24 protein-coding genes are annotated in these 25,005 nt (G+C 64.3%); 23 read left to right on the forward strand and 1 reads right to left on the reverse strand.

Translation table 11 applies throughout. The features are described 5' to 3' along the window. The first annotated feature begins 53 nt into the window (after positions 1-53). The 3 genes from ROSMUC_RS02590 (at position 54) to ROSMUC_RS02600 (ending at position 2,523) form a co-directional block, all read left to right on the forward strand. The gene (locus ROSMUC_RS02590) at positions 54-494 is read left to right on the forward strand and encodes a hypothetical protein (protein WP_037269202.1); all 441 of its coding nucleotides are present in this window, start codon (positions 54-56) and stop codon (positions 492-494) included. A gap of 73 nt (positions 495-567) precedes the next feature. Further along, positions 568-1,233 carry an HAD-IIIA family hydrolase gene (locus tag ROSMUC_RS02595; protein ID WP_037269204.1) on the forward strand — a complete coding sequence of 222 codons (666 nt, stop codon included), beginning with the start codon at positions 568-570 and terminating at the stop codon, positions 1,231-1,233. A 90-nt stretch (positions 1,234-1,323) separates the two neighbouring features. Next, entirely contained in the window at positions 1,324-2,523 is a 1,200-nt protein-coding gene (locus ROSMUC_RS02600) for a DegT/DnrJ/EryC1/StrS family aminotransferase (RefSeq protein ID WP_037269205.1), read from the forward strand. Between the two features lie 244 nt (positions 2,524-2,767). Here ROSMUC_RS02600 and ROSMUC_RS02605 read toward each other — a convergent pair whose 3' ends face one another. Next, positions 2,768-4,156 (reverse strand): M20/M25/M40 family metallo-hydrolase, encoded by a 1,389-nt coding sequence (locus ROSMUC_RS02605; RefSeq protein WP_037269206.1) that lies wholly within the window; start codon positions 4,154-4,156, stop codon positions 2,768-2,770. 231 nt (positions 4,157-4,387) lie between these two features. Here ROSMUC_RS02605 and hemA point away from each other — a divergent pair, with 231 nt between their 5' ends. From hemA to hypB, 20 genes are all read left to right on the forward strand, one after another. Continuing rightward, positions 4,388-5,617: a 5-aminolevulinate synthase gene (gene hemA, locus ROSMUC_RS02610; protein ID WP_037269866.1), complete on the forward strand. Its 1,230-nt coding sequence runs from the start codon at positions 4,388-4,390 to the stop codon at positions 5,615-5,617. 114 nt (positions 5,618-5,731) lie between these two features. After that, positions 5,732-6,964 carry a helix-turn-helix domain-containing protein gene (locus ROSMUC_RS02615; protein WP_037269208.1) on the forward strand — a complete coding sequence of 411 codons (1,233 nt, stop codon included), beginning with the start codon at positions 5,732-5,734 and terminating at the stop codon, positions 6,962-6,964. Between the two features lie 80 nt (positions 6,965-7,044). Beyond that, on the forward strand, positions 7,045-8,172 hold the full coding sequence (ispG, locus tag ROSMUC_RS02620; RefSeq protein ID WP_037269209.1) for a flavodoxin-dependent (E)-4-hydroxy-3-methylbut-2-enyl-diphosphate synthase: 1,128 nt from the start codon (positions 7,045-7,047) through the stop codon (positions 8,170-8,172). Between the two features lie 99 nt (positions 8,173-8,271). Further along, positions 8,272-9,546, forward strand: a complete 1,275-nt coding sequence (eno, locus tag ROSMUC_RS02625; protein WP_037269212.1) for a phosphopyruvate hydratase — start codon at positions 8,272-8,274, stop codon at positions 9,544-9,546. 154 nt (positions 9,547-9,700) lie between these two features. Further along, positions 9,701-11,014 (forward strand): PAS domain-containing sensor histidine kinase, encoded by a 1,314-nt coding sequence (locus tag ROSMUC_RS02630; protein WP_052115231.1) that lies wholly within the window; start codon positions 9,701-9,703, stop codon positions 11,012-11,014. After that, a complete protein-coding gene (locus ROSMUC_RS02635; protein WP_037269214.1) occupies positions 11,011-12,003 on the forward strand; it encodes an NADH-quinone oxidoreductase subunit B family protein in 993 nt (330 codons plus the stop codon). The genes ROSMUC_RS02630 and ROSMUC_RS02635 overlap by 4 nt, the downstream gene beginning before the upstream one ends. Then, positions 12,000-13,430, forward strand: a complete 1,431-nt coding sequence (locus ROSMUC_RS02640) for a nickel-dependent hydrogenase large subunit (RefSeq protein ID WP_037269217.1) — start codon at positions 12,000-12,002, stop codon at positions 13,428-13,430. Before ROSMUC_RS02635 ends, ROSMUC_RS02640 begins: the two co-directional genes overlap by 4 nt. A 96-nt stretch (positions 13,431-13,526) precedes the next feature. After that, the gene (hypF, locus tag ROSMUC_RS02645) at positions 13,527-15,737 is read left to right on the forward strand and encodes a carbamoyltransferase HypF (RefSeq protein ID WP_037269218.1); all 2,211 of its coding nucleotides are present in this window, start codon (positions 13,527-13,529) and stop codon (positions 15,735-15,737) included. 210 nt (positions 15,738-15,947) lie between these two features. Further along, a complete protein-coding gene (locus ROSMUC_RS02650) occupies positions 15,948-17,042 on the forward strand; it encodes a hydrogenase small subunit (RefSeq protein ID WP_037269870.1) in 1,095 nt (364 codons plus the stop codon). Between the two features lie 3 nt (positions 17,043-17,045). After that, on the forward strand, positions 17,046-18,836 hold the full coding sequence (locus tag ROSMUC_RS02655; protein WP_037269221.1) for a nickel-dependent hydrogenase large subunit: 1,791 nt from the start codon (positions 17,046-17,048) through the stop codon (positions 18,834-18,836). Between the two features lie 19 nt (positions 18,837-18,855). Beyond that, entirely contained in the window at positions 18,856-19,047 is a 192-nt protein-coding gene (locus tag ROSMUC_RS02660) for a hypothetical protein (RefSeq protein ID WP_037269223.1), read from the forward strand. Between the two features lie 12 nt (positions 19,048-19,059). Further along, on the forward strand, positions 19,060-19,797 hold the full coding sequence (gene cybH, locus ROSMUC_RS02665) for a Ni/Fe-hydrogenase, b-type cytochrome subunit (RefSeq protein ID WP_052115232.1): 738 nt from the start codon (positions 19,060-19,062) through the stop codon (positions 19,795-19,797). A 248-nt stretch (positions 19,798-20,045) separates the two neighbouring features. Continuing rightward, positions 20,046-20,654, forward strand: coding sequence for a HyaD/HybD family hydrogenase maturation endopeptidase (locus ROSMUC_RS02670; RefSeq protein ID WP_037269225.1), 609 nt, complete (start codon positions 20,046-20,048; stop codon positions 20,652-20,654). Between the two features lie 3 nt (positions 20,655-20,657). After that, positions 20,658-20,978, forward strand: a complete 321-nt coding sequence (locus ROSMUC_RS02675; RefSeq protein WP_037269227.1) for a HypC/HybG/HupF family hydrogenase formation chaperone — start codon at positions 20,658-20,660, stop codon at positions 20,976-20,978. Positions 20,979-20,991: 13 nt separating this feature from the next. Beyond that, positions 20,992-21,372 carry a thioredoxin domain-containing protein gene (locus ROSMUC_RS02680; protein WP_037269230.1) on the forward strand — a complete coding sequence of 127 codons (381 nt, stop codon included), beginning with the start codon at positions 20,992-20,994 and terminating at the stop codon, positions 21,370-21,372. A gap of 12 nt (positions 21,373-21,384) precedes the next feature. After that, the gene (locus ROSMUC_RS02685) at positions 21,385-22,218 is read left to right on the forward strand and encodes a hydrogenase expression/formation protein (protein ID WP_037269231.1); all 834 of its coding nucleotides are present in this window, start codon (positions 21,385-21,387) and stop codon (positions 22,216-22,218) included. After that, complete coding sequence (gene hybE, locus ROSMUC_RS02690) at positions 22,215-22,991, forward strand: [NiFe]-hydrogenase assembly chaperone HybE (protein WP_037269233.1); 777 nt, start codon at positions 22,215-22,217, stop codon at positions 22,989-22,991. The genes ROSMUC_RS02685 and hybE overlap by 4 nt, the downstream gene beginning before the upstream one ends. Before the next feature lie 4 nt (positions 22,992-22,995). Beyond that, positions 22,996-23,847 (forward strand): hypothetical protein, encoded by an 852-nt coding sequence (locus tag ROSMUC_RS02695; RefSeq protein WP_037269235.1) that lies wholly within the window; start codon positions 22,996-22,998, stop codon positions 23,845-23,847. Next, positions 23,840-24,181: a hydrogenase maturation nickel metallochaperone HypA gene (gene hypA / locus ROSMUC_RS02700; protein ID WP_037269238.1), complete on the forward strand. Its 342-nt coding sequence runs from the start codon at positions 23,840-23,842 to the stop codon at positions 24,179-24,181. Before ROSMUC_RS02695 ends, hypA begins: the two co-directional genes overlap by 8 nt. Beyond that, positions 24,181-25,002, forward strand: a complete 822-nt coding sequence (hypB, locus tag ROSMUC_RS02705; RefSeq protein ID WP_037269241.1) for a hydrogenase nickel incorporation protein HypB — start codon at positions 24,181-24,183, stop codon at positions 25,000-25,002. Before hypA ends, hypB begins: the two co-directional genes overlap by 1 nt. The last annotated feature ends 3 nt before the right edge of the window (positions 25,003-25,005 follow it).

Raw genomic sequence — 25,005 nt, forward strand, 5'->3', positions numbered from 1 at the left:
CAAGGGACAAGTTGGCCGTTGAAGGGGCAAGTGCGGGCGGGTAGGGTGGACAAATGAGACATTTGATCGTGATCTTGGCGGTTTTGGGTGTTGCGGGCTGTGCGCAGGTGGAGCGGCTGTTCGGCCCGCGCGCAGAGCCTCAGCCCGAAGTGGTGGTGCCGATGACGCCGGACACTCTGGATGAAACGACGCCGGAGGAGCGGCAGGCGGCGCGCGTCGAGGCGGCCACGGCACCGGCGGGGGCGCTGGGCACGACCGTGGCCTCGCTTGGATCGCCGGCCGAGCCGGGGCTCTGGCTCAAGACGCCTCTGGTCGATGCGCCGGGACGTGGGCGGGTGGATTATGCGCCGACCGGGCAATCGGTGGCGGTGGACCTCATTCCGCTCGAGGCCGAGCGCGGCGCGGGGAGCCAATTGTCGCTGGCGGGGTTTCGCGCCCTGGGGGCGGCGCTGACGGCGCTGCCGGAGTTGCAGGTATACCGGCTGGCCGAGTAGGGCCTGTGCATTTACCTTTGTAATTCGGGCGGGGTCGCTCTATCCGCTGGCGTGAAGCGGCGAGGGAGCAGGCATGCGCACGGTGGTATTCGATCTGGATGGAACGCTTGCGGATACGAGCGGCGATTTGCTGGCGGCGGCCAATGCCTGTTTTCGCGATATGGGCGCGGGCGATCTCTTGACGCTGGAGACCGACACCGGCGTGGCCCTGCGCGGCGGGCGCGCGATGCTGCGGTTGGGGATGGAGCGGCTGGGCCGGGCCGGGGATGAGGCCACCATCGACCGCTATTACCCGGTGCTGCTGGAGGCCTATGCGCAGGCGATTGACGTGCACACGGTGCTCTATCCCGGTGCCATGGCGGCGGTTCAGTGTCTGAGCGCGGAGGGCTATCGCGTAGCGATCTGCACCAACAAGCCCGAGCGTCTGGCGCGTATCCTGCTGGAGCGGTTGGGGGTGCTCGGCGCGTTTCAGGCGCTCACGGGCGCGGATACGCTGGCGGTGCGCAAGCCGGACCCCGAGCATCTGCGCGAAACGGTGCGACGGGCGGGGGGCGACCCGGCCCGTGCGCTGATGGTGGGGGATACGGTGACGGATCACGATACCGCGCGGGCGGCGGGGGTGCCCTCGGTGCTGGTGGGGTTCGGCCCCGGCGGGGCGGCGGTGGCGGCGCTGAAGCCCGAGGCCGTGATCGCGCATTACGACGAATTGCCCGGCGTGGTGCGGCGTCTTATCGGCTGAGCCGCAGGGCGGTTTCGGGTTTTCTGAAGGAAGGTGGGGCCGGGCCGCAAAGCCATTGACGCAAGGCCGGGTGCGCCCCACAACAAGGGCATGACAGAGAGATTCACAGGCAATTTCACGCAACAGGAGCCGATCCCCGAAGAGGGAATCGCGGCGGCGCTCGACGTGCTGCGGTCGGGCCGGTTGCATCGGTATAACCTTGTGGGCGAGGAGGCGGGCGAGGTGGCCGCCCTCGAACGCGAATTCGCGGCCTATACTGGCGCGCGCTATGCCTTGGCCGTGACATCGGGCGGCTATGCCATGGCCACGGCGCTGCGCGCGCTGGGAGTGGGGCCGGGCGACAAGGTGCTGACCAATGCCTTTACGCTTGCCCCTGTGCCCGGCTCGATTGCCAGTGTGGGGGCGGTGCCGGTCTTTGTGGGTGTCACCGAGGCGCTGACGATTGATCTGGAGGACCTGGCGGCCAAGGTGGGCGAGGCCAAGGTGCTGATGCTGAGCCATATGCGCGGGCATCTGGCGGATATGGATGCGCTGATGGCGATTTGTGACGCGGCCGGTGTCACGGTGATCGAGGATTGCGCGCATACGATGGGGGCGGCGTGGCGCGGTATCCCTTCGGGGCGCTGGGGCAAGATCGGGTGTTATTCCACCCAGACCTACAAGCATATGAATTCCGGCGAGGGCGGGTTCCTGATCACCGACGATGACGAGGTGATGGCGCGGGCGGTGATCCTGTCGGGCTCCTACATGCTCTATGCGCGGCATGGCACGGTGCCGCCTGCAGAGGTGTTCGAGCGGGTCAAATATGACACGCCCAATGTTTCGGGGCGGATGGACCATCTGCGCGCGGCGATTCTGCGGCCGCAGTTGCGGGCGCTGGAGGGGCAGTGCGAAAAGTGGAATGCGCGCTACCGCGTGGTCGAGGAGGGCTTGCGCGGCACGCCGGGGTTGACGGTGGTGGAGCGCGCCGAGGCGGAGCGCTATGTCGGCTCGTCCATTCAGTTTTTGTTGCTGGACTGGGACGGGGGGCGGATTGCCGAGGTGTTGAAGCGGTGCCTGTCGCGCGGGGTGGAGTTGAAATGGTTTGGCGGGGCAGAGCCGGTGGGCTTTACCAGCCGCTATGACAGTTGGCGCTATGCGCCGTCTGCGCCGATGCCCGCGAGCGACCGCATCCTGCGCGGGATTGTCGATATGCGTCTGCCACTGACCTTTAGCCTGGAAGATTGCGCGCAGATCGCACGGATCATCCGGGCCGAGGTGGGGGCGGTGTATCAGGCGCAGGGCGCGTAAGGGGACGTTTGGTCGAGAATGGACGTTAGCCCGAAACGTTGAACCGCGCGGTCGCTGGGCCGGGGACTAGCGAAGCTACGGAAATGGCTGCCTCTTTATGCTTGCCAAGTCCGTATACCCCCTCAGAGAAGCACTCCCTCTCAAATCGCTAGGCCGCGGGACGGCCCAGCGATCCGCGCGGCGGGCTTCGCCCTTGATTCCGCGCGGGGCGATTGGGGCCAAGGGGATCTAGGTGCCAGCCCGGTCACTTGGCGAGCGCGTCCAGAACCCGTGCCCAGCTTCGGATGCCTTTGTGAAAGCTCTGCACATTGTATTTCTCATTCGGCGAGTGGATGGCGTCATCCTCTTGGGCAAAGCCGATGAGCATGGCGTCGAGGCCGAGGATCTCTTTGAAAAATCCCGCAATCGGGATGGAGCCGCCCATGCCGGTAAAGACCGCCTCGCGGTTCCATTCGTCCGAGAGCGCCTGACGGGCGGCCTCGAATTCGGGGCGGTTGATGTTCATCACGGCCGCGGGCGAGCCGTCGAGATCCTGATTCCAGGTGATCTTCGCATCGGGCGAGAGACGGTCCTCGACGTGTTTGCGGACCTTCTTGCGCAAAGCGTCGGGGTCCATGTCGCCCACCAGCCGGCAGGTCAGTTTGCAATGGGCCTCTGACGGGATCACGGTTTTTGTGCCGGCCCCTTGATAGCCCCCCCAAAGGCCGTTGATTTCCAGCGTGGGGCGCGCCCATTGCTGGACGAGGGCGGAGTAGCCCGCCTCGCCATGGGCGCGGGTCATGCCCACGGACGACAGGTAATCGTCTTCGTCAAAGCCGCAGTTTTCCCATTGGCGCAGCAGGTCGGCGGGCACCTCATGGACGCCCTCATAGAAGCCTTCGACGGCGACGCGGCCGGTCTCGTCGTGAAAGGAGGCGATGAGGCGCGAGATTTCGCGCAGGGGGTTGAGGGCAGGGCCGCCATAATGGCCCGAGTGCAGGTCGATGCGCGGGCCGGTTATGGTGAACTCATCCTTGAGCATGCCGCGCAGTTGCGAGGCGATAGAGGGCACGCCGGGGGCCACCATGGAGGTATCGCAGATCAGGGCCAAGTCGGCGGAAAGTTCGGCGGCGTTGTCGCGCATGAAGGGGATGAGCGAGGGCGAGCCTGATTCCTCTTCACCCTCGAAGAAGAAGGTGATGCGGCAGGGAAGCGCGCCGGTCACGTCGCGATAGGCGCGGCAAGCCTCGATAAAGGTCATGAGCTGGCCCTTGTCGTCGGAGGCACCGCGCGCGCGGATCACTTTTCCGTGCGACGTGTCCTGAATCTCGGGGTTGAAGGGATCGGTATGCCAGAGCGCCAGAGGATCGACAGGCTGCACATCGTAATGCCCATAGAAAAGCAGGTGCGGCCCAGTGGCATCCGTTGGTCCGTCGATATGCCCCACGACCATGGGGCGGCCCGGTGTTGCGCGCTTTTCTGCCGTGACGCCAAGGGTTTGCAGGTCTGCGACGAGCCAATCTGCGGCGGCCTCGCAATCGCCCGCATAGGCGGGATCGGTCGAGATCGAGGGAATGCGCAAGAGCCCGGTCAGCCGGTCGAGGGCGGCGGGCAATTGGTCGTCGATGCGGGAGAGAACGGCGGAAAGCGACATGGCGGGCCTTTGGGTTTGAGTATTGTTGCGACTGAGGGTATCAGGCCAATCGGGGCTGTCCAGTCACTTGACCCAAGTCAAGGAGAGGGGCAGCGTCAATTTGTAACCTGTTGCGTGAGAGGAATGTATTTTATATCCATTCCAAATATTGAATAGGTGGCGCGACTTGCCGCCCAAGACCCGAAAGGCGGCTGGCCCCGTCGCTCGGTGACGATCAGGAAGGAAACGCCAGTGGATTACGAAGCCAAGCTGGATCAGGCGATCGACCGTTTGCATCAGGAAGGTCGCTATCGCACCTTTATCGACATCGAGCGGAAGAACGGCAATTTCCCCCATGCAGTATGGCGCAAGCCGGGTGGCGCGGAGCAACCGATCACGGTTTGGTGTGGCAATGATTACCTGGGAATGGGCCAGCATCCGGTTGTCCTGAGCGCAATGCATGAGGCGATTGACGCCACGGGCGCGGGATCGGGCGGCACGCGCAACATTTCCGGCACCACGGTCTATCACAAGCGGCTTGAGGCGGAATTGGCCGATCTGCATGGCAAGGAAGCGGCGCTGCTCTTTACCTCGGCCTATATCGCCAATGACGCAACGCTGAGCACGCTGCCCAAGCTCTTTCCGGGGCTGATCATCTATTCCGATGCGCTGAACCATGCCAGCATGATCGAGGGCGTGCGCCGCAACGGGGGCGCCAAGCGGATTTTCCGGCATAACGATGTAGAGCATCTGCGCGAGTTGCTGGCGGCGGATGATCCTGCCGCGCCCAAGCTGATCGCCTTCGAAAGCGTCTATTCGATGGACGGGGATTTCGGCCCCATCGAGGCGATTTGCGATCTGGCGGACGAATTTGGCGCGCTGACCTATATCGACGAGGTCCATGCGGTGGGCATGTATGGCGCGCGCGGGGCCGGGATTTGCGAGCGGGACCGCTTGATGCATCGTCTGGATATCATCAACGGCACGCTGGCCAAGGCCTATGGCGTGATGGGCGGCTATATCGCGGCCTCGGCCAAGATGTGCGACGCGGTACGCTCTTATGCGCCCGGTTTCATTTTCTCGACTTCGCTGGCCCCGGCGCTGGCGGCGGGGGCCACGGCCTCGGTCGCGTTCCTCAAGACGGCCGAGGGGCAAAAGCTGCGCGATGCGCATCAGACGCAGGCGAAAATCCTCAAGACGCGCCTCAAGGGCATGGGCCTTCCGATGATCGACCATGGCAGCCATATCGTGCCGGTGATCGTGGGCGACCCTGTGCATACCAAGAAGCTGAGCGACATGCTGCTCGAGGGCTATGGCATCTATGTGCAGCCGATCAATTTCCCGACCGTGCCGCGCGGCACCGAGCGGCTGCGCTTTACCCCCTCGCCGGTACATGGGCCCAAGGAGATGGATGCGCTGGTGCGCGCGATGGATGAGCTGTGGAGCCATTGTGCGCTGAATCGCGCCGAAATGGCGGGCTGATCCCTCTGCGCGTGCATTATACCTTGCCTTGTGTTAACGTCTGATAAAGAAAAGTTCAGAGTTCGAATCGGGACATTCGGGCAGCTGGGCAAGACACTCGAGAGGCAGGGGCGCATGATCGGGCGGCGATTTTCGCGGAAGGCCGAAGTTGAAGAGGTTGAAGCCCGTGGCTTTGACGCCTTCGAATTGCGCCTTGGCGATTTGATGCGCGGCGAGCGCGCGACGCTTGGCAAATCCCTACTGGATGTGGAACGAGAGCTGCGGATCAAAGCCAATTACGTGGCCGCGATCGAGAATTGTGATCCGTCTGCCTTTGATACCCCTGGTTTCATTCCTGGCTATGTCCGGTCCTATGCGCGCTATCTGGGGATGGACCCGGATCAGGCGTTCAAGGTGTTTTGCGAGGAATCCGGATTCTCTATCGCGCATGGCATGTCGGCTGAGGCGTCGTCGATCCGCAAGGCGGGCCCGGTCAAGCCGCGCAAGGCGGCGATGCAGGATCCGCTGATGTCGCCCAATACGCCATTCCTGCCCGCCTCGGAGAGTTTCCTGTCGCGGATCGAGCCGGGGGCGATCGGATCGGCGCTGGTGCTGGTCGCGCTCATCGGGGCGATTGGCTATGGCGGGTGGAGCGTGTTGCGACAGGTGCAGCAGGTGCAGCTTGCGCCGGTGGAAAATACGCCGGTGGTGCTGGCCGATCTGGATCCGCTGAGCGGGGCCACGGCGGCAGAGACGGACGCGGGCGAAGATGCCGCATCGGGCGTCTTTCAGCCGCCGCGCGACGAGCGGTTGAGCAGGCTTTACCGCCCCAAGGCGCTGGATGTGCCGGTGATGGTGGCGCGGGATGCGCCGATTTCCACGCTGGACCCGCGGGAAGTGGGCACGCTGAGCCCGGTCGCACCGGAAGCGGATCGCGACAGCGGTATCGCGCTGGCGCTGCGCGAGGCGCAGGAATTTGACGCACCGGGCCCGAACCGGCCGCAGGTGGTGGCAGGAGCCATGGCCGAGGTGCAGGTGGTCGCAGTGCGTCCCGCTTGGGTGCGGGTCCGTGCCGCCGATGGCAGCGTGATTTTCGAGGGTATTCTGAACGCGGGCGATAGCTATCCTGTGCCGGCCACGGAAGAACCGCCGACGCTGCGCGTGGGCGAATCGGGGGCGATCTATTTCGCGGTCAACGGTCAGCATTACGGGCCTGCGGGCACGCGGGGGGCTGTGACCTCGGGGTTGGCGCTGACGGCGGAGGATTTGACCGGGCGGTATGCGCTGGCAGATATAGAGGCCGATCAGGACCTGATGCGCTATGTCGCCGAGGCCGAGATCGCGCCTGAGGCTGTCCCGCAACAATAAGCGACACGCGATTGCCGTGAACTCCGGCACGGTTTATCGTGCGGGGAACAGTCACCTTCAGACCAACGAGGTCAGACGCGATGTCGCTCAATCATATCCGCCCGTGGCGCAATATCTATCGCCGCAAGTCCCGTCAGATCATGGTGGGCAATGTGCCCGTGGGGGGCGATGCGCCCATCACGGTTCAGACCATGACCAACACGCTGACCACGGATGTGGCGGGCACGGTGGCACAGGTGCAGGCGGCGGCAGAGGCGGGGGCGGATATTGTCCGCGTTTCGGTGCCGGATGAGGCCAGTGCCAAGGCGTTGAAAGACATTGTGCGCGAAAGCCCGGTGCCTATCGTGGCCGACATTCATTTTCACTATCGGCGCGGAATCGAGGCGGCGGAGGCGGGGGCCGCGTGCCTGCGGATCAATCCGGGTAATATCGGCGATGAAAAGCGGGTGCGCGAGGTGATTGCCGCGGCGCGGGATCATGGCTGTTCGATGCGGATTGGCGTCAATGCCGGGTCATTGGAAAAGCATTTGCTGGATAAATACGGCGAGCCGTGTCCCGATGCGATGGTCGAGAGCGGTTTGGAGCATATCCGTATTCTACAGGACAATGATTTCCACGAGTTCAAGATCAGTGTGAAAGCGTCGGATGTGTTCATGGCCGCCGCCGCCTATCAACAATTGGCCGAGGCCACGGACGCGCCGATCCATCTGGGGATCACCGAGGCGGGCGGCCTCATGTCTGGCACGATCAAGAGCGCGATCGGTCTGGGCAACCTCTTGTGGATGGGGATCGGCGATACGATCCGGGTGAGCCTGAGCGCCGATCCGGTGGAAGAGGTCAAGGTGGGCTATGAGATCCTGAAATCGCTGGGCCTGCGGCATCGCGGGGTGAATATCATCTCTTGCCCGTCCTGCGCGCGGCAGGGGTTTGACGTGATCAAGACGGTCGAAGCGCTGGAAAAGCGGCTGGAACATATCAAGACGCCAATGAGCCTGAGCATCATCGGCTGCGTGGTGAATGGCCCCGGAGAGGCGCTGATGACCGATGTCGGCTTTACCGGCGGTGGGGCAGGCAATGGCATGGTCTATCTCGCGGGAAAGCAGAGCCATAGGATGGACAATGCCCAGATGATCGACCACATCGTCGAACAGGTCGAGCGGCGGGCGGCGGAAATCGAAGCCGAGACAGCGGCGCAGGCGGCGGAGTAGCGCGGTCTTGCTGCGGTTGCGTGATCTGTGCCGCGTTTGCAAAGCGCGGAAAACTTGCTAAGGCAGGCGCGAGTTCATTCCATCAGAGGATTCCCGCCCATGAGCAGCATCATCGACATTCACGCCCGCGAAATTCTGGACAGCCGGGGCAATCCCACGGTTGAGGTCGATGTCACGCTGGAGGATGGCACCATGGGCCGCGCGGCGGTGCCGTCGGGGGCATCCACGGGCGCGCATGAGGCGGTCGAGCGGCGCGATGGCGACAAGACGCGCTATCTGGGCAAGGGCGTGCTGGAGGCTGTGGCCGCCGTCAATGGCGAGATTGCCGAGGCGTTGGCCGGCATGGATGCGACGGAACAGGTCTCGCTCGACATGGCGATGATCGAGCTGGACGGCACGCCCAACAAGAGCCGTCTGGGGGCCAATGCGATCCTCGGCGTGAGCCTTGCCTGCGCCAAGGCGGCGGCGGATTATTCGGGTCAGCCGCTCTATCGTTATGTGGGGGGCACCTCGGCGCGGGTGTTGCCGGTGCCGATGATGAATATCATCAATGGCGGCGAGCATGCCGACAACCCCATCGACATTCAGGAATTCATGATCCTGCCGGTGGCGGCGGAGAATATCCGCGATGCCGTGCGCATGGGGTCTGAGGTGTTCCACACGCTGAAAAAGGAGCTGTCGGCGGCAGGTCTGGCAACCGGCGTCGGCGATGAGGGCGGCTTTGCCCCGAACCTTTCGAGCACGCGCGACGCGCTGGATTTCATTCTGAAGTCCATCGAGAAGGCGGGCTATCGCCCTGGCGAAGAGATATACCTTGGCCTCGATTGCGCGGCGACCGAATATTACAAAGATGGCAAATATGAAATTTCTGGCGAAGGATTGAGCCTGAGCAGCGCTGAAAATGTTGCATATTTGCAAGCGTTGGTGGCGGACTATCCGATCATCTCGATCGAGGACGGCATGGCTGAGGACGATTGGGAGGGGTGGCGCGCGCTGACCGAGGCGCTGGGCGACAAGGTGCAACTGGTGGGCGATGACCTGTTCGTGACCAACCCCGCGCGTCTGGCGATGGGGATCGAGCGCGGGTGCGGGAATTCGATGCTGGTCAAGGTCAACCAGATCGGGACGCTGACCGAAACGCTGCAAGCGGTTGACATGGCGCATCGCGCGCGCATGACCAATGTGATGTCGCACCGTTCGGGCGAGACCGAGGACGCCACCATCGCCGATCTGGCGGTGGCCACCAACTGCGGGCAGATCAAGACCGGCAGCCTTGCGCGGTCGGACCGGCTGGCGAAATACAACCAGTTGATCCGCATCGAGGAAATGCTGGGCGAGACCGCGATTTACGCGGGGCGTTCGATCCTCAAGTAAGCGGGCGCGCGGCGGGGACGGAAAATTGAAAATTTTCCGGGGCGGAATTTTTTCAAAATTCCGGTCCCCCCTGCGCGGTGCTTTTGTTTTTCGCAGATTGGTTTTAGGCTTGGCCAAGGCGCACTGAGGCGTCTTGGCCCGGAGGCGGTCTGGCATGGGAATCGACGATCTGCGCAAGGATGTGGGCGACCAGACCTGGGTCGATGTGCTGCGCGCCATGGACCGGACCTATGCCGAACTGGTCGATTACCAGGAGCAGCTCGAGAGCCGCAATGCGGAGCTGACAAATCTGCGGCATTTCCTGTCGTCGATCATGGTGTCGATCAGCGATTATCTGGTGGTGGCCGATAAACACGGCACGATTGCCGATGCGAGCGCGTCGTTCTGCACGCTGGTGGGGATCGAGGTGGCCGATCTGGTGGGGCGGCCGTTGCGCGATTTCGTGGCGGAGGCCGATACCGGGGGGCTGAGCGCCGCCATGGCCGAAACGGTCGCGCTGCGCCGCACCCATACACAAAACGCCGATCTCGTGACACCCGATGGGCTGGAGCCGGTGGAATTCAGCATCGCGCCGCAATTGGACCGCCGCCGCAAGAGCACGGGTGTCGTGCTGACCGGGCGGCCACTGGGGGCGCTCAAGCGTGCCTATGCCGAGTTGGAGCGCAGCCATGAGGCGCTGAAACAGACCCAAGGGCAATTGGTGCGTAATGAAAAGATGGCCTCACTGGGCCGGTTGCTGGCCGGGGTGGCGCATGAGTTGAACAATCCGATCAGCTTTGTCTACGCCAATACGCATACGCTGGAGAAATACCTTGCCACGTTCGAGACCTATTTCGAGCGGGTGCAGGCGGGGGCGAGCCGAGAGGAACTGGTGGCGCTGCGCGAGGCGTTGAAGCTGGATCGCAACCTCAGGAATCTGGCCCATGTGGTGCAGGGCGCGCGCGACGGGGCCGAGCGGGTGCGCGACATTGTCGAGGATCTGCGGCGACTGTCGGCGGATGGCGCGGGAGAGATGACCGATTTCGATCTGCTCGAGACCGCGCGCGTCGCGGTCAACTGGATCGAGCGCGGTGCCAAATCCGAGCTGCGGACCAGCTATATGGGGGAGGCGCCCTGTTTGGTGCGGGGGCGGCCGGGGCATATCCAGCAAGTGTTGATGAACCTCGTGCAAAACGCGGTGGATGCAATGGAGGGCATGGCGGACCCGGCGCTGCGGCTTGATCTGCGCTATGAGGGCGCGCGCGCGGTGCTGGATATCTGCGACACGGGGCCGGGGATTGCGGCGGCGGAGGCACAGGCTATTTTCGATCCGTTCTACACCACCAAGGAGGTGGGCAAGGGCACGGGGCTGGGCCTGTCGATCTCGCACAAGATTGTCGAGGAACATGGCGGCACGCTGGAACTGGTCGAGTGGGCCGGGCCGGGGGCGTGTTTCCGCCTGAGCCTGCCTCGCGGGGGGGCGGCATGAATATTCTCTGGCTGCAATCGGGGGGCTGCGGGGGCTGCACCATGTCGCTCTTGTGTGCCGAAGACCCCAATGTGCTGGCGCTGCTGGCGGGGGCGGGGTTGGAATTCCTCTGGCATCCGACTCTGAGCGAGGCCACGGGCGCGCCGGTGCGGCGCATGTTGGAGGAGATACGCGAGGATCGTCAGGCGCTCGATATTCTCTGTGTCGAGGGGTCGATCCTGCGCGGGCCCAATGGCACCGGGCGGTTTCACATGCTGGCGGGCACCGGTCGGTCGATGCTCGATTGGGTGCGCGATCTGGCACCGCGCGCGGGCCATGTGGTGGCGGTGGGCACCTGCGCCACCTATGGCGGCGTGACCTCTGCGGGCGAAAATCCCGCCGATGCGGTGGGGGTGCAATATGACGGGGCGCTGCCCGGCGGCGCGCTGGCGGCCGATTTCCGGTCGCGTTCGGGCCTGCCGGTGATCAATGTGGCGGGCTGCCCGACCCATCCCGATTGGGTGACGGAGACGCTTCTGATGCTGGCGGCGGGTGAGATGCGCGAAGAGATGCTGGATGGCTACGGGCGGCCTAGGTTCTATGCCGATCATCTGGTGCATCACGCCTGTCCCAAGAACGAGTTCTACGAATACAAGGCGAGTGCCACGCATCTGTCGGAGATGGGCTGTATGATGGAGCATCTGGGCTGCGTGGGCACGCAGGCGGTGGGGGATTGCAATATTCGCAGCTGGAATGGCGAGGGCAGTTGCACGCGCGCAGGATACCCTTGCATCAACTGCACCGCCCCCGAATTCGAGGAGCCGGGACACGGCTATGCCGAGACGCCGAAATTCGCGGGCATCCCGGTGGGCCTGCCCTCGGATATGCCGAAGGCGTGGTTCATGGCGCTGGCGAGTCTGTCCAAGGCCGCGACACCGCCGCGCATTGCGCGCAATGCGGTGGCCGACCGGATCACCGTGCCCCCCAGCCTCAAGAAGCCCAAGCCATGAGCGACACACAGCTTCTGGTGGGGCCGTTCAACCGGGTCGAGGGGGATCTCGAAATCCGGCTGGATGTGGCGGAGGGCCGGGTGCGGGCGGCCTATGTCAATTCGCCGCTCTTTCGCGGGTTCGAGCGGATGCTCTTGGGCAAGGGGGCGATGGACGCGCTGACCATCACGCCGCGCATTTGCGGGATATGTTCCATCAGCCAATCGGCGGCGGCGGCGCGGGCCTTGGCGCAGGCGGGCGGTATTGTGCCGGCCCCAGAGGGTGAGAAGGTGGCGGCGCTCTTGCACATGGTCGAAAATCAGGCCGATCACATGACGCATTTCAACCTCTTTTTCATGCCGGATTTTGCGCGGGGCACCTATGCGGGTCGGCGCTGGCATGGTCGCGCGGTGGCGCGGTTCACGGCGATGCAAGGCTCGGCGCTGCATGGCGCATTGGAGGCGCGGGCGCGGCTGTTGCATATCGTGGGGATGCTGGGGGGCAAGTGGCCGCATACGCTGGCCATCCAGCCCGGCGGGGTGACGCGCGCGCCGTCCTTACGCGACAAACTGCGGATGCAGGCCAGTTTGCGGGCGTTCCGCGCCTATCTGGAAGACGAGATGTTCGGCGCGCCGCTGGAGGCGTTCGTCGCGCTGGAGAGTGTGGCGGCGCTTGAGGCGTGGGGCACGGGCGATGTGGCGCTCTTTCTGGAGATTGCTGCCGATCTCGATCTGGCCTTGATGGGGCGCGGTGCGGGGCGCTATCTGTCCTATGGGGCCTATCCGACGGCGGCGGGGCCGGTTTTTGCGCGCGGCATCTGGGCCGAAGGGGCGCTGGGTGTGTTTGATCCCGCGTTGATCGCCGAGGACCTGAGCCATGCCTGGATGCTGGGCGAGGCGGCGCATCCCGACAAGGGGCAGACGGTGCCCGATGAGGCGATGCGCGATCCCGGCTATAGCTGGTGCAAGGCCCCGCGCCTGGGGGGCTTGGGCTATGAGACCGGTGCGCTTGCGCGGCAGGTAGTGGATGGGCATCCGCTCGCGCGCGCGCTTGCAAGTGAAGGCAGCGTGCGGGCGCGGATCGTGGGGCGCCTCTTGGAGATTGCGCGCACGCAATTGGTGATGGAGGCGATGCTGGCGGGGATTGACCCCGCAGCGCGTTTCATGGCCGATTGGACCGCGCCGCGCGACGGGGTAGGGGAAGGTTTGGTCGAGGCGGCGCGCGGGGCCTTGGGCCATTGGTGCCGGATCGAGAAAGGGCGCATTGCATCCTGGCAGATCATCGCGCCAACCACGTGGAATTTCAGCCCGCGCGATGCGGGCGGCGTGCCGGGGCCGCTCGAGGCGGCGCTGGTCGGGGCCGAGGTGCAGCCGGGGGAGGACACACCGATTGCGGTGCAGCATATCGTGCGCAGTTTCGACCCCTGCATGGTCTGCACGGTGCATTGAGCGGTGCATTGAGCGGGGAAGGTTGGGGGCGCTGCCCCCGTCGCGCCGATGGCGCGACCCCCCCGAGGTATTTGAGGCCAGATGAAAGGCCGGGGTATGGATGAAGGCTGGCGTATCCGGGTGCGGGGGCAGGTCCAGGGGGTGGGATTTCGCCCCTATATCTGGCAATTGGCGCGCAGCATGGGGCTGCGGGGACGGGTGTTCAACGACCCTGAAGGGGTGTTGATCGAGGCGGCGGGCGACGGTCTGGCGGCCTTCGTGGCGGCGATCCCCGCGCGTGCGCCGGTTCTGGCGCGGGTCGATGCGGTGACGCATGAGGGGGCGGTGTTCGATCTGCCCGAGGGATTCGAGATTGCCGAGAGTCGCGGTGTTGGTGCCGAGACACGGGTGACGCCGGATGCCGCGAGTTGCCCGGACTGCGTGGCGGAGGTGTTCGCGCCGGGGCGCAGGCAGGGCTATGCGTTCACCAATTGCACCCATTGCGGGCCGAGATTCACCATCCTGCAGGGGTTGCCCTATGACCGGGCGCGCACGACGATGGCGGCGTTTCCGATGTGTGCCGCCTGCCGGGCCGAGTATGAGAACCCCGGCGACCGCCGCTTTCATGCGCAGCCCGTGGCCTGTCCGGACTGTGGCCCGCGTCTCTGGCTGGAACCTGGGGCCGGGGATGCCATCGTGGGGGCGGTGGCGGTGCTGCGGTCAGGGGGGATCGTTGCCGTCAAGGGGCTGGGCGGGTTTCATCTGGCCTGTGATGCGGGCAATGCCCGTGCGGTGGCGCTCTTGCGCGCGCGCAAGCGGCGGCCTGCGAAACCCTTTGCGATGATGGGCACGCTGGCGATGATCGGTGCCACCTGTGCGGTGTCCGAGGCCGAGGCGGCGCTCTTGCGCGACCCGGCGGCGCCGATTGTTCTCTTGCAGAAGGTCGCAGAGGTGCTGCCGGAAGAGGTGGCGCCGGGGCAGGCGGTGCTGGGCTGGATGCTGCCCTATACGCCGTTGCATCACCTCTTGATCGCGGAATTTGGCGGACCTCTGGTGATGACATCTGGCAATCTGTCAGGCGAGCCGCAGGTGATCGGGAATGCCGAGGCGCGCGACAAGCTGAGGGCCTTTGCCGATGCCTTCCTGATGCATGACCGCGAGATTGCGCGACGGCTGGATGACAGCGTGGAGCGCGCCGCTCCGCCGATGGTCTTGCGCCGGGCGCGGGGGCGGGTACCGGGCACGCTGCCCTTGCCCGAAGGGTTCGAGACCGCGCCGCAGGTTCTGGCCTATGGCGGGCAGATGAAGGCGGCCATCTGTCTCTTGAAGAACGGTCAGGCGCTTTTGGGGCATCACTTGGGCGAGTTGGACGAGGCGCTGACATGGGAGGCGTTTCTGGCGGCGGATGCGGATTATGCAGCCCTTTTCGATCATGCGCCGGAGGTGGTGGCCTGCGATCCGCATCTTGGCTACCGGGCGACGCAAGCCGCCCATGGGCGCGGCCTGCCGGTCATCGAGGTGCAGCATCATCACGCGCATATGGCTGCCTGCATGGTCGAGAATGGCTGGCCGCTGGACAGCGGTCCGGTGGCGGGGATCGTGCTGGACGGGGTGGGGCTTGGCCCCGATGGCACGATCTGGGGCGGTGAGCTGCTCTTGGGCGACTATCTTGGGTTTGAGCGGCGCGGCTGGCTGAGCCCGGTCGCAATGCCCGGGGGCGACATGGCAAGCCGCGAGCCATGGCGCAATGCGCTGGCGCAGCTTGATGCGGCGAGGTTGGGGCCGTTGGCGGATGAGATGTTTGGCGCACAGCCGCTGGCGTTGTTGCGGCAGGCGGTGCGGGCGGGGGTGAATGCGCCGCTGACCTCATCGGCGGGTCGGCTTTTTGATGCCTTTGCGGCGGTTCTGGGATTTGAAGGCGCGCAAACTTATGAGGGCGAGGCGGCGATGGCGCTGGAGGCGCGGGCGCGCCCCGATGGGGTGGCCTATCCGCTGGGGGGCGTTGAGGGCGTGATCGAGACTGCCCCGCTCTGGCAGGCTTGGGCGCAGGACCGTGCGGTAGGGGTTGCGCCCGAGGTGATGGCGGCGCGGTTTCATGCCGGGCTGGCGCAGGGCTTTGCGCGCCGCGCGCGGGCGCTGGTGGAGCGGGGCGAGGCGCGTGCCGTGGCGCTGTCGGGGGGGTGTTTCCAGAATGCGCTGTTGCTGGAGATGACCGTCGTGGCGCTGGGGGATTTGCCGGTGCTGATCCATCGGCGCACGCCGGCCAATGATGGCGGTCTGGCGCTGGGGCAGGCGGTGGTTGCGGCGGCGCGGGCGGTAAGCGGCTGACCGGTTGCGGCGTGGGGGCGGTTAGCGACTGGCCGGTTTAGCAACGCGACCTCTGCATCAGGGGCGGACAAGCCCATGATTTCGTTTCAAATTATTATCCCGGTGAGAGAGTCGCCTTTTCTTGGACAGGCGCTATGCGGCTTGGTCTGATGGCCCGTGAGGGGATGTATACGCATGCATCCCAAGGGGGACATCGAGGGAGGACCAGCCGTGAGCCAGATCGAAACCTTTTATGATGTGATGCGCAGGCAGGGGATCACCCGGCGCAGTTTCATGAAATACTGCTCTTTGACCGCCGCAGCCTTGGGGCTGAGCCCGGCGATGGTGCCGCGTATCGCACATGCGATGGAGACCAAGCCGCGCACGCCGGTCATTTGGGTGCATGGGCTGGAATGCACCTGCTGTTCGGAAAGTTTCATCCGCTCGGCGCATCCTTTGGCCAAGGATGTCGTGCTGTCGATGATCAGCCTTGATTATGACGACACGCTCATGGCGGCGGCGGGGCATGCGGCCGAGGCGGCCTTTGAAGAGACCATCGCGAAATACCGGGGCAATTACATTCTGGCTGTCGAGGGCAATCCGCCGCTCAACGAGGATGGGATGTTCTGCATCACCGGCGGCAAGCCCTTTGTCGAAAAGCTGCGCCATGCGGCGAAGGATGCCAAGGCGATCATCTCCTGGGGCGCGTGTGCGTCCTATGGCTGTGTGCAGGCCGCCAAGCCCAACCCGACGCAGGCCACGCCCGTGCACAAGGTCATCACCGACAAGCCGATCATCAAGGTGCCGGGATGTCCACCGATTGCCGAGGTGATGACCGGGGTCATCACTTATATGCTCACCTTTGACCGCCTGCCGGAGCTGGACCGGCAGGGGCGGCCGGCGATGTTCTACGGTCAGCGTATTCATGACAAGTGCTATCGTCGGCCGCATTTCGATGCAGGCCAGTTCGTCGAGGCCTGGGATGATGAGAACGCGCGCAAGGGCTATTGCCTCTACAAGATGGGGTGCAAGGGGCCGACCACCTATAACGCCTGTTCCACCGTGCGCTGGAATGAGGGCGTGAGCTTTCCCATTCAATCGGGTCATGGCTGTATCGGCTGTTCCGAGGATGGGTTCTGGGATCAGGGCAGTTTCTATAACCGGGTGACGGATCTGACGCAGTTCGGGGTTGAGGCCAATGCCGACAAGGTGGGCATGGCCGCCGCCGGTGTGGTGGGGGGCGCTGTGGCGGTTCATGCCGCCGTGTCGGCGCTGAAGGCCGCGCAGAAGAAGACCCAGACACAAACCAGCAAAGAGGAGGCATAAGCCATGACTGTAACCCCAAACGGCTTTGACCTCGACAATACCGGCCGCCGCATCGTGGTGGATCCGGTCACGCGGATCGAAGGGCATATGCGCTGCGAAGTGAATGTGGATGAGCAGGGCGTGATCCGCAACGCGGTCTCGACCGGCACCATGTGGCGCGGGCTGGAGGTGATCCTCAAGGGCCGCGATCCGCGCGACGCCTGGGCCTTTACCGAGCGGATTTGTGGGGTGTGCACCGGCACGCATGCGCTGACATCGGTGCGCGCGGTTGAGGATGCGCTGGGCATCACGATCCCGGACAATGCCAATTCCATCCGCAATATCATGCAGTTGAACCTGGAAATTCACGACCACGTGGTGCATTTCTATCACCTGCACGCCCTCGACTGGGTCAATCCGATCAACGCGCTGCGGGCCGATCCCAAGGCGACGAGCGAGTTGCAACAGGCCGTGAGCCCGTCGCATCCGCTGTCTTCGCCCGGCTATTTCCGCGATGTTCAGAACCGGTTGAAAAAGTTTGTGGAGAGCGGGCAGCTGGGCCTGTTCAAGAACGGCTATTGGGACAATCCCGCCTACCTCTTGCCGCCCGAGGCGGATCTGATGGCGACGACGCATTACCTTGAGGCGCTCGACCTGCAAAAGGAGATCGTCAAGGTTCACACCATCTTTGGCGGCAAGAACCCGCATCCCAACTGGTTGGTGGGGGGTGTGCCGTGCCCGATCAACGTCCATTCCACGGGCGCGGTGGGCGCGATCAACATGGAGCGGCTGAACATGGTCAGTTCCATCATCGACATGTGCAACGAGTTCAATCGCAACGTCTATCTGCCCGATGTGATCGCCATTGGCGGGTTCTACAAGGGCTGGCTGCATGGTGGCGGGCTGTCGGGCAAATCGGTCATGGCCTATGGGGATTTTCCCGAGAATCCCAATGACTTCACCCCCGCCAACCTGCATCTGCCGCGGGGGGCCATCATCAATGGCAACCTCAACGAGGTGCACGAGGTCGATGTGCGTGATCCGGAACAGATTCAGGAATTCGTCGATCACAGCTGGTATCGCTATGGCGAGGCGGGCAAGGGGCTGCATCCCTGGGATGGGGAAACCCAGGCCAATTACGAGCTGGGGCCCAATGCCAAGGGCACGCGCACCAATATCGAGCAGATCGACGAGGCGGCGAAATACAGCTGGATCAAGGCGCCGCGCTGGCGTGGGCACGCGATGGAGGTGGGGCCGCTGGCGCGCTATGTCGTGGGCTATGCGCAGGGCCACGAGGACATTCGCAATCAGGTGGATGGACTCTTGCGGGCGCTCGATGCGCCGTTCGAGGCGATTTTCTCGACCCTCGGGCGGACGGCCGCGCGGGCGCTTGAATCGGAATATTGCGGGCGGCTTCAAAAGCATTTCTTCGACAAGCTGGTGCAGAACATCAAGAACGGCGATGAAAGCACCGCCAATATCGCGAAATGGGACCCGAGCACATGGCCCAAGGAGGCCAAGGGCGTGGGCATGACCGAGGCCCCGCGCGGCGCGCTTGGCCATTGGATCAAGATCAAGGATGGCCGCATCGAGAACTATCAATGCGTGGTGCCGACCACCTGGAACGGCAGTCCGCGCGACACGGCGGGCAATATCGGGGCCTTTGAGGCGTCGTTGATGAATACGCCGATGGAGCGCCCTGACGAGCCGGTCGAAATTCTGCGCACGCTGCACAGTTTCGATCCGTGCCTCGCCTGTTCGACGCATGTGATGTCGGAAGAGGGTGCCGAGTTGACCACCGTCAAGGTCCGTTGAGCCAAGGGAGGGCAGGGCTATGAAATACGCGATCACGATCTATCTGGCTGGCGCGGGGGCCGCCCTTGCGCATGGGGGCCATGATCTGAGCCTGCCGCAAGAGGGGCTGGCGCATTGGCTGGCGGCACCTGTGCATGCGCCGGGGCTGATCCTATTGGCGGCGGTGCTGGGTGGGCTGGCGGTCTGGCGCGTCGCGCGTCGCCGGGAATGAGGGGGGCCTGCCATGAGCACGAGCGAGAGCGGGCTGCATGACGTGGACGAGAGCGATCTCGCCACAGTCAGCCGACAGACGAGCGTTTACGTCTACGAAGTGCCGGTGCGGCTCTGGCACTGGATCAATGCGCTGGCGATTTTGATCCTGTGCGTGACGGGCTATTTCATCGGCTCGCCGCCGCCGTCGATGCAGATTGCCGAAGCCACGCATCAGTTTGTCTTTGGCTATATCCGGTTCGCGCATTTCGCGGCGGGGTGGATATTGGCGATCGGCTTTCTCGGGCGGATGTATTGGGCGATCTTCGGCAATCACCATGCGCGGCAATTGTTCTATGTGCCGATCTGGCGCGGGTCCTGGTGGCGCGAGGTGTTTTTCGAGGTGCGCTGGTATCTGTTTCTGGAACGTGCCCCCAAGAAATACGTGGGCCACAACCCGCTCGCACAACTGGCGATGTTCTGTTTCATCACGCTGGGGGTGAGTTTCATGATCGTCACGGGGCTGGCGCTCTACTCCGAGGGGCTGGGCAAGCAAAGCGGGCTTTATGCGCTCTTTGGTTGGGTATTCACGCTCTTCGGTAACAACCCGCATCTGGTGCATACCTATCATCATCTGGGGATGTGGTGGATCGTGATTTTCATGATCGTGCATATCTATGTGGCGATCCGCGAGGATATCATGAGCCGTCAATCCATCGTTTCGACGATGATTTCGGGCACGCGCACCTTCAAGGATGATCTGCCGGACTGAAAAGCGGATCACCACTGGAGAGAGACTCAGAAAAGCGGGCTTTCGGCCCGCTTTTTTCATTTGGATGATTTGTGTTCGATTTGGTGTTATAATGGAAAGTAACTTTGCATATTGGCGCGATCCTGGGTGCTAATCCTCTGTTTTTAATTCACTTTTTATAAGCCCATGAGGAGCGGATTTTGGTGTTCTTTGGCATGCGGTCGCGGCCATTCTGAGCGCAAGGAAGGCTTTGGCATGGAGGAGGGGTCATGCAACCGAGCGTGCTGATACTGGGCATCGGTAATGTGCTCTGGGCTGATGAGGGCTTTGGCGTGCGCTGTGTCGAGCGGTTGGCGGCGCGCTGGTCCTTTGGGCCGGGCGTGACGGTGCTGGATGGCGGCACGCAGGGGCTCTACCTCTTGCCGTTTCTCGAGGCCGCGGATCGGCTGATCGTGTTCGATGCGGTGGACTACGGCCTGCCCCCCGGCACGATGAAGATCGTCGAGGACGAGGCCGTGCCCGCCTTTATGGGTGCGAAAAAGATGAGCCTGCATCAGACCGGCTTTCAGGATGTGATCGCGACGGCGCAATTGATGGGCTATTGCCCCGAGCACCTGTTGCTGATCGGCTGTCAGCCCGAGGAGTTGGAGGATTACGGCGGGGGGCTGCGCGATGTCGTGGCGGCGCAGATTGATCCCGCGATCGAGGTGGCGCTGGCGCGGCTGCGCGACTGGGGTGTCGAGATGCGCCCCGGTGTGAGCGATGCCACCTATCTGGCCGATCCGTCGATCCGGCAGGACGCCTATGAAGCGGGCCGCCCGAGCGCCGATGTTGCCTGTCGCGTGGGCGATGCGCGTTTCTTTCCCGGTGAGGGCTGAGCGATGTGTGTGGGGATTCCCATGCAGGTTCTGTCAGTCGACGGAATCGCCGCGCGCGCCACGGATGGCGAGAGCGAGGCGCTGATTGATCTGACGCTGACAGGGCCTTTGGCCCCCGGCACATGGGTTCTGACCCATCTGGGCGCGGCGCGCGAGGTGTTGGAGGCGGGCGAGGCGGTCAAGATCGCGGCCGCCGTGCGCGCGCTCAAATCCATCATGGCGGGGGGCGGCATGGGCGATGCCTTTGCCGATCTCGAGGCGCGCGCGCCTGCCCTGCCGTCGCATTTGGAAGCCGCCCGCGTCGCGGGCAAGACCACCGCATGAGAGAGGGAACGCCATGACGCATCCGTTGATTGACCGGCTGAGTGCCGAATTGGGCTGGCCCTGTCTGGAGAGCCACGACGACATGACCGCCTTTGTCGCGCGCGAGGGGGTGCATGTGCTGTTTATCCCCGGTGATCCCGCGCGCAATCTGGAGAGCGCCGATGTGGCGGTGATCCTGCCCGAATTGCGCATGGCCTTTCAGGGGCGGTTCGATTGCGCCGTGGTGGATGAGGCCATCGAGGCGGAAGTGCGCGAGGCGACCCGCGTGCTGAAAACGCCGAGCCTGATTTTCTATCGTGCGGGCGAAGTGATCGGCGCACTGCCCAAGGTGCGCGATTGGGATGAATACATGGCCCGGATCACGCAGATCCTGACCCGCAGCAACGCCGCCTGAGGAGGGCATCACATGGTCAGCAATTTTCACCTGCCCCCCACCGGATTTGGCCCCGGATCGCAGCCCTTGGGCGAGGAGGGCGCGGCGCTGGAATATCTGCCGATGCCGCAGGACATGCGCGCCTATTCCCCGCATCTGCCCGAGGTCGAGGTGGACGAGCGCCTGATGCCCGCGCTGGATCTCTTGGGCGAGATTGCCCGTGCCGCCGAGGTGTGCGGCCGCGTCGGGGGCCATCGGCGGTTTGATCTGTCGGGTTTGGATGCCGCCAATCGCGCGCTGATTGCCGAGACGATGGGGGCCGGAGAGGTGGCGATCAAGATCCACGACATTCCGGCGATTGCGGTTCAGGAGAGTGTCTTTGCCGGGGTTTGGGGCCTGAAGGGCGCGGGCGTCGATGCCATCGAGGTCGGGGCGGTGCCTGCACAGGCGCTGAGCCGCGCCTTTGTGCCGCGCCGGGCCGGGCGTGAGGTGCCGCGCAGCGCGCAGGTGGTGAACGCGCCGCCGCTCTTGGTCGAACTGCAGGATAAATCGGCGCGGTTCACGCCGGGGACCGAGGTGCATGTGATCAACCTCACGCTTTTGCCGCATACCGAGGCGGATCTGGAGTGGCTGGAGGCGCAGTTTGGCCAGGGATCGGTCGATATTCTCTCGCGGGGCTATGGCAATTGCCGCATCACCGCGACGGCGTTGCCGCATGTCTGGCGGGTGCGGTTCTACAATTCGATGGATGTGCTCATTCTCGACACGTTCGAGGTGACGGTCATGCCCGAGGTGGCGCTGGCCGCACCCGAGGACCTGGGAGACAGCGGCGCGCGGATTCTCGAAGTGCTGGAGGCCATTCGATGAGCGGGTTCGAGGGGTCGTATCTGGGGGCCAATGACAAGATCAGCCCGCAGGCGATCATGGAATGCAAGATCTGCTGGACGCCCTATGACCCGGCGGAGGGTGACGACACGCGCCAGATCGAGGCAGGCACGCCCTTTGTGGCGCTGCCCGAGGATTGGAAATGCCCCAATTGTGATGCGCCCAAGGAGCAATTCCTGGTGGGCGAGGACCCTGGCCACGGCGCCTTGGCCGAGGCGGCGATGATCGGGGCCAAGACACATGCGCTGGTCACGGATTTCACCGAAGTTTGGCATGGCAAGATGCGCGACGTGCCGATTGTGAACAAGCTCTTGCATGTGCAGGCGGTGGGATTTCAGATGCACGAGGCGCGGCCGCTTGGGGTGCTCATCAGCCCGTGGTTCATGAACCTTGTGCAATTGCCCGCCGAGGGCGAGGATTGGTCGGCACTTGTGCCGGGGGCCAAGGAGGTGATCGGCTTTGCCTCGGGCGAGTATGAATTCATCCATAATGTCCGCGAGATGGTGGGGGGCTACAAGGCCTGCTCGCTCTTTTCGCCGATGGGCGAATTTCGCAGCCAGGCGCAGGCGGTCGATGTGGCGCGGGCGGTGATGGTGGCGCTCTTTCAGGACGAACACCGCGCCGAGACCGACCGCGCTGCCGATATTCGCGCGGCACGCGAGGCCGAGATTGCGGCGCTCGAGGTGCCGCCGGCATTGCCCGAGGCCCCGACGCGGCGGCAGGTGATTTCCGCCGGTCTGGCCAGCGAGGGCTGAGGCGATGCTGGACCTTGACCGGGATGTGAGCGGCTTGCGTGCGGTGCCTGCACCGTCCTTGCCGCTGGCGCGTCTGGTCGAGGGGCGCGCGGTAGAGGAGGTGGCCGACCTGTTGCCGCGTCTTTTCAACCTGTGCCGGGTGGCGCAGACGGTGGCGCTGCGGATGGCGCTGGGGCTGGAGAGGATCGAGACCGGCGCGCTGGCAGCCGAGATTGCACGCGAACATGCGCTGAAGTTGAGCGTGGTCTGGCCGGTGCGGCTGGGTCTGCCGGTGCAGGCTGGACAGGCGGCGCTGGGCGGGGAATTTCCGGACGATGCGGAGGGGTTTTCGCGCTACATGCGGGGCGAGGCCGGGATTGCACCGCTCTTGCGCGCGGTGGCGGCGCGGTTTGCACCGGGCGAGGGCGTTTGCGGCGTTTTGCCGGAGGTGACGCCGGAGCGAAGCCTGACCCTGACCGCGCAGGAGAATTCCATCGCCGCACGGCATCTGGCGCATCCGGTGATGCTCCATGTCGAGAGGCACTATGGGCGTGGGCCGCTCTGGCGGGTGGTGGCGCGGGTGCTGGATTTAAAGGCCGCGGAGCAAGGTAATTTGCCCGTGCCGCACCTGACCCCGGAGGGCGTCGCGATCGTGCCCGCCGCGCGGGGCCTTTATGCGGTGCGGGCCGAGGTCGAGGCGGGCCGGGTGCGGGACCTCTGCCGGGTCACGCCGACGGATCACCTGATGGCTGATGGCGGGATCATGGCGCAGGCGCTTGCCAGCCTGCCACGCGCGAAGCATGCTGAGGCGAGGCTCTTGGTCGATCTGCTCGATCCTTGCGCACCGGTCACGCTGGAGGGGGGCCATCATGCATGAGATGTCGCTGGTCGAGGGGATGCGCCGGGTGATCGAGGATCAAGCGCGGGCGCATGACTTTGCCCGCGTCAAGGTGCTGCGGGTCGAGATCGGGCGCTTTGCCTGTATCGAGAAACCGGCGTTGGAGTTTGCCTTTGATGTCGTGATGCGCGGCAGCGTCGCGGAAGGGGCGCAATTGGAGATGATCGACCTAGCCGGTCGGGCCATGTGCTACGATTGCGTGGCCGAGGTCGAGATTGCCGAGCGGCTGTCGCCCTGTCCGCTCTGTGGTGGCGGGCGGCTGATGCCGGTGGGGGGCGATGAAATGCGGATCAAGGATATGGAGGTGATCTGATGTGCACGGTTTGCGGATGCGGGACAGGATCGGTCGAGGGGCATCATGGGCATGAGCACCATCACCACCACCACGATCACGGGCATGGCCATGGCGATCTGCATTTCGGCCAGGGTCCTGCCGGGGTCGAGGTGGCGGGGATGTCTCAGGCGCGGTTGATCGAGATCGAGACCGATATTCTGGCCAAGAATGACCGCTATGCCGCGGCGAACCGGGCGCGGCTAGCCGAATTGGGCGCCTTTGCGGTCAACCTTGTTTCCTCGCCGGGATCGGGCAAGACCACGCTTCTCTGCCGCACTATCGAAGCCTTGGACGCGCAGCCCCTGGCGGTGATCGAGGGCGATCAGCAGACCGCCAACGATGCCGACCGCATCCGCGCCACCGGCGCGCAGGCGGTGCAGGTCAACACCGGCAAGGGCTGTCATCTGGATGGGCACATGGTGGGCCACGCGATGGAGCATCTCGACATCGCGCCCGCCTCGTTGCTCTTTATCGAGAATGTCGGCAATCTGGTCTGTCCTGCGGCCTTTGATCTGGGCGAGGATTGCAAGGTTGCGATCCTGAGCGTGACCGAAGGCGAGGACAAGCCGTTGAAATATCCCGATATGTTCACCGCCGCGCGACTGGCGCTGCTGAACAAGGTCGATCTGGCCCCCCATTGCGATGTCGATCTGGACCTCTACGAGGCCAATCTGACCCGCGTCAATCCGGGGCTGGAGGTGATCCGCGTCTCGGCGCGCACCGGCGAGGGGATGGACCGCTGGCTGGGGTGGTTGCAAAGCAGGCTCGCGCAGAAAGCCAACCGCGCGGCGGCGGAGTAGAAG

The sequence above is a fragment of the Roseovarius mucosus DSM 17069 genome, from assembly GCF_000768555.3.
Lineage (GTDB): Bacteria > Pseudomonadota > Alphaproteobacteria > Rhodobacterales > Rhodobacteraceae > Roseovarius > Roseovarius mucosus.

Bases quoted from the DNA above. Each gene is read 5' to 3' on its own strand.
- ROSMUC_RS02590 (WP_037269202.1), top strand. From the start codon at position 54: ATGAGACATTTGATCGTGATCTTGGCGGTTTTGGGTGTTGCGGGCTGT.
- ROSMUC_RS02595 (WP_037269204.1), top strand. From the start codon at position 568: ATGCGCACGGTGGTATTCGATCTGGATGGAACGCTTGCGGATACGAGC.
- ROSMUC_RS02600 (WP_037269205.1), top strand. From the start codon at position 1,324: ATGACAGAGAGATTCACAGGCAATTTCACGCAACAGGAGCCGATCCCC.
- ROSMUC_RS02605 (WP_037269206.1), bottom strand. From the start codon at position 4,156: ATGTCGCTTTCCGCCGTTCTCTCCCGCATCGACGACCAATTGCCCGCC.
- ROSMUC_RS02615 (WP_037269208.1), top strand. From the start codon at position 5,732: ATGATCGGGCGGCGATTTTCGCGGAAGGCCGAAGTTGAAGAGGTTGAA.
- ispG (WP_037269209.1), top strand. From the start codon at position 7,045: ATGTCGCTCAATCATATCCGCCCGTGGCGCAATATCTATCGCCGCAAG.
- eno (WP_037269212.1), top strand. From the start codon at position 8,272: ATGAGCAGCATCATCGACATTCACGCCCGCGAAATTCTGGACAGCCGG.
- ROSMUC_RS02630 (WP_052115231.1), top strand. From the start codon at position 9,701: ATGGGAATCGACGATCTGCGCAAGGATGTGGGCGACCAGACCTGGGTC.
- ROSMUC_RS02635 (WP_037269214.1), top strand. From the start codon at position 11,011: ATGAATATTCTCTGGCTGCAATCGGGGGGCTGCGGGGGCTGCACCATG.
- ROSMUC_RS02640 (WP_037269217.1), top strand. From the start codon at position 12,000: ATGAGCGACACACAGCTTCTGGTGGGGCCGTTCAACCGGGTCGAGGGG.
- hypF (WP_037269218.1), top strand. From the start codon at position 13,527: ATGGATGAAGGCTGGCGTATCCGGGTGCGGGGGCAGGTCCAGGGGGTG.
- ROSMUC_RS02655 (WP_037269221.1), top strand. From the start codon at position 17,046: ATGACTGTAACCCCAAACGGCTTTGACCTCGACAATACCGGCCGCCGC.
- ROSMUC_RS02660 (WP_037269223.1), top strand. From the start codon at position 18,856: ATGAAATACGCGATCACGATCTATCTGGCTGGCGCGGGGGCCGCCCTT.
- cybH (WP_052115232.1), top strand. From the start codon at position 19,060: ATGAGCACGAGCGAGAGCGGGCTGCATGACGTGGACGAGAGCGATCTC.
- ROSMUC_RS02670 (WP_037269225.1), top strand. From the start codon at position 20,046: ATGCAACCGAGCGTGCTGATACTGGGCATCGGTAATGTGCTCTGGGCT.
- ROSMUC_RS02675 (WP_037269227.1), top strand. From the start codon at position 20,658: ATGTGTGTGGGGATTCCCATGCAGGTTCTGTCAGTCGACGGAATCGCC.
- ROSMUC_RS02680 (WP_037269230.1), top strand. From the start codon at position 20,992: ATGACGCATCCGTTGATTGACCGGCTGAGTGCCGAATTGGGCTGGCCC.
- ROSMUC_RS02685 (WP_037269231.1), top strand. From the start codon at position 21,385: ATGGTCAGCAATTTTCACCTGCCCCCCACCGGATTTGGCCCCGGATCG.
- hybE (WP_037269233.1), top strand. From the start codon at position 22,215: ATGAGCGGGTTCGAGGGGTCGTATCTGGGGGCCAATGACAAGATCAGC.
- ROSMUC_RS02695 (WP_037269235.1), top strand. From the start codon at position 22,996: ATGCTGGACCTTGACCGGGATGTGAGCGGCTTGCGTGCGGTGCCTGCA.
- hypA (WP_037269238.1), top strand. From the start codon at position 23,840: ATGCATGAGATGTCGCTGGTCGAGGGGATGCGCCGGGTGATCGAGGAT.
- hypB (WP_037269241.1), top strand. From the start codon at position 24,181: ATGTGCACGGTTTGCGGATGCGGGACAGGATCGGTCGAGGGGCATCAT.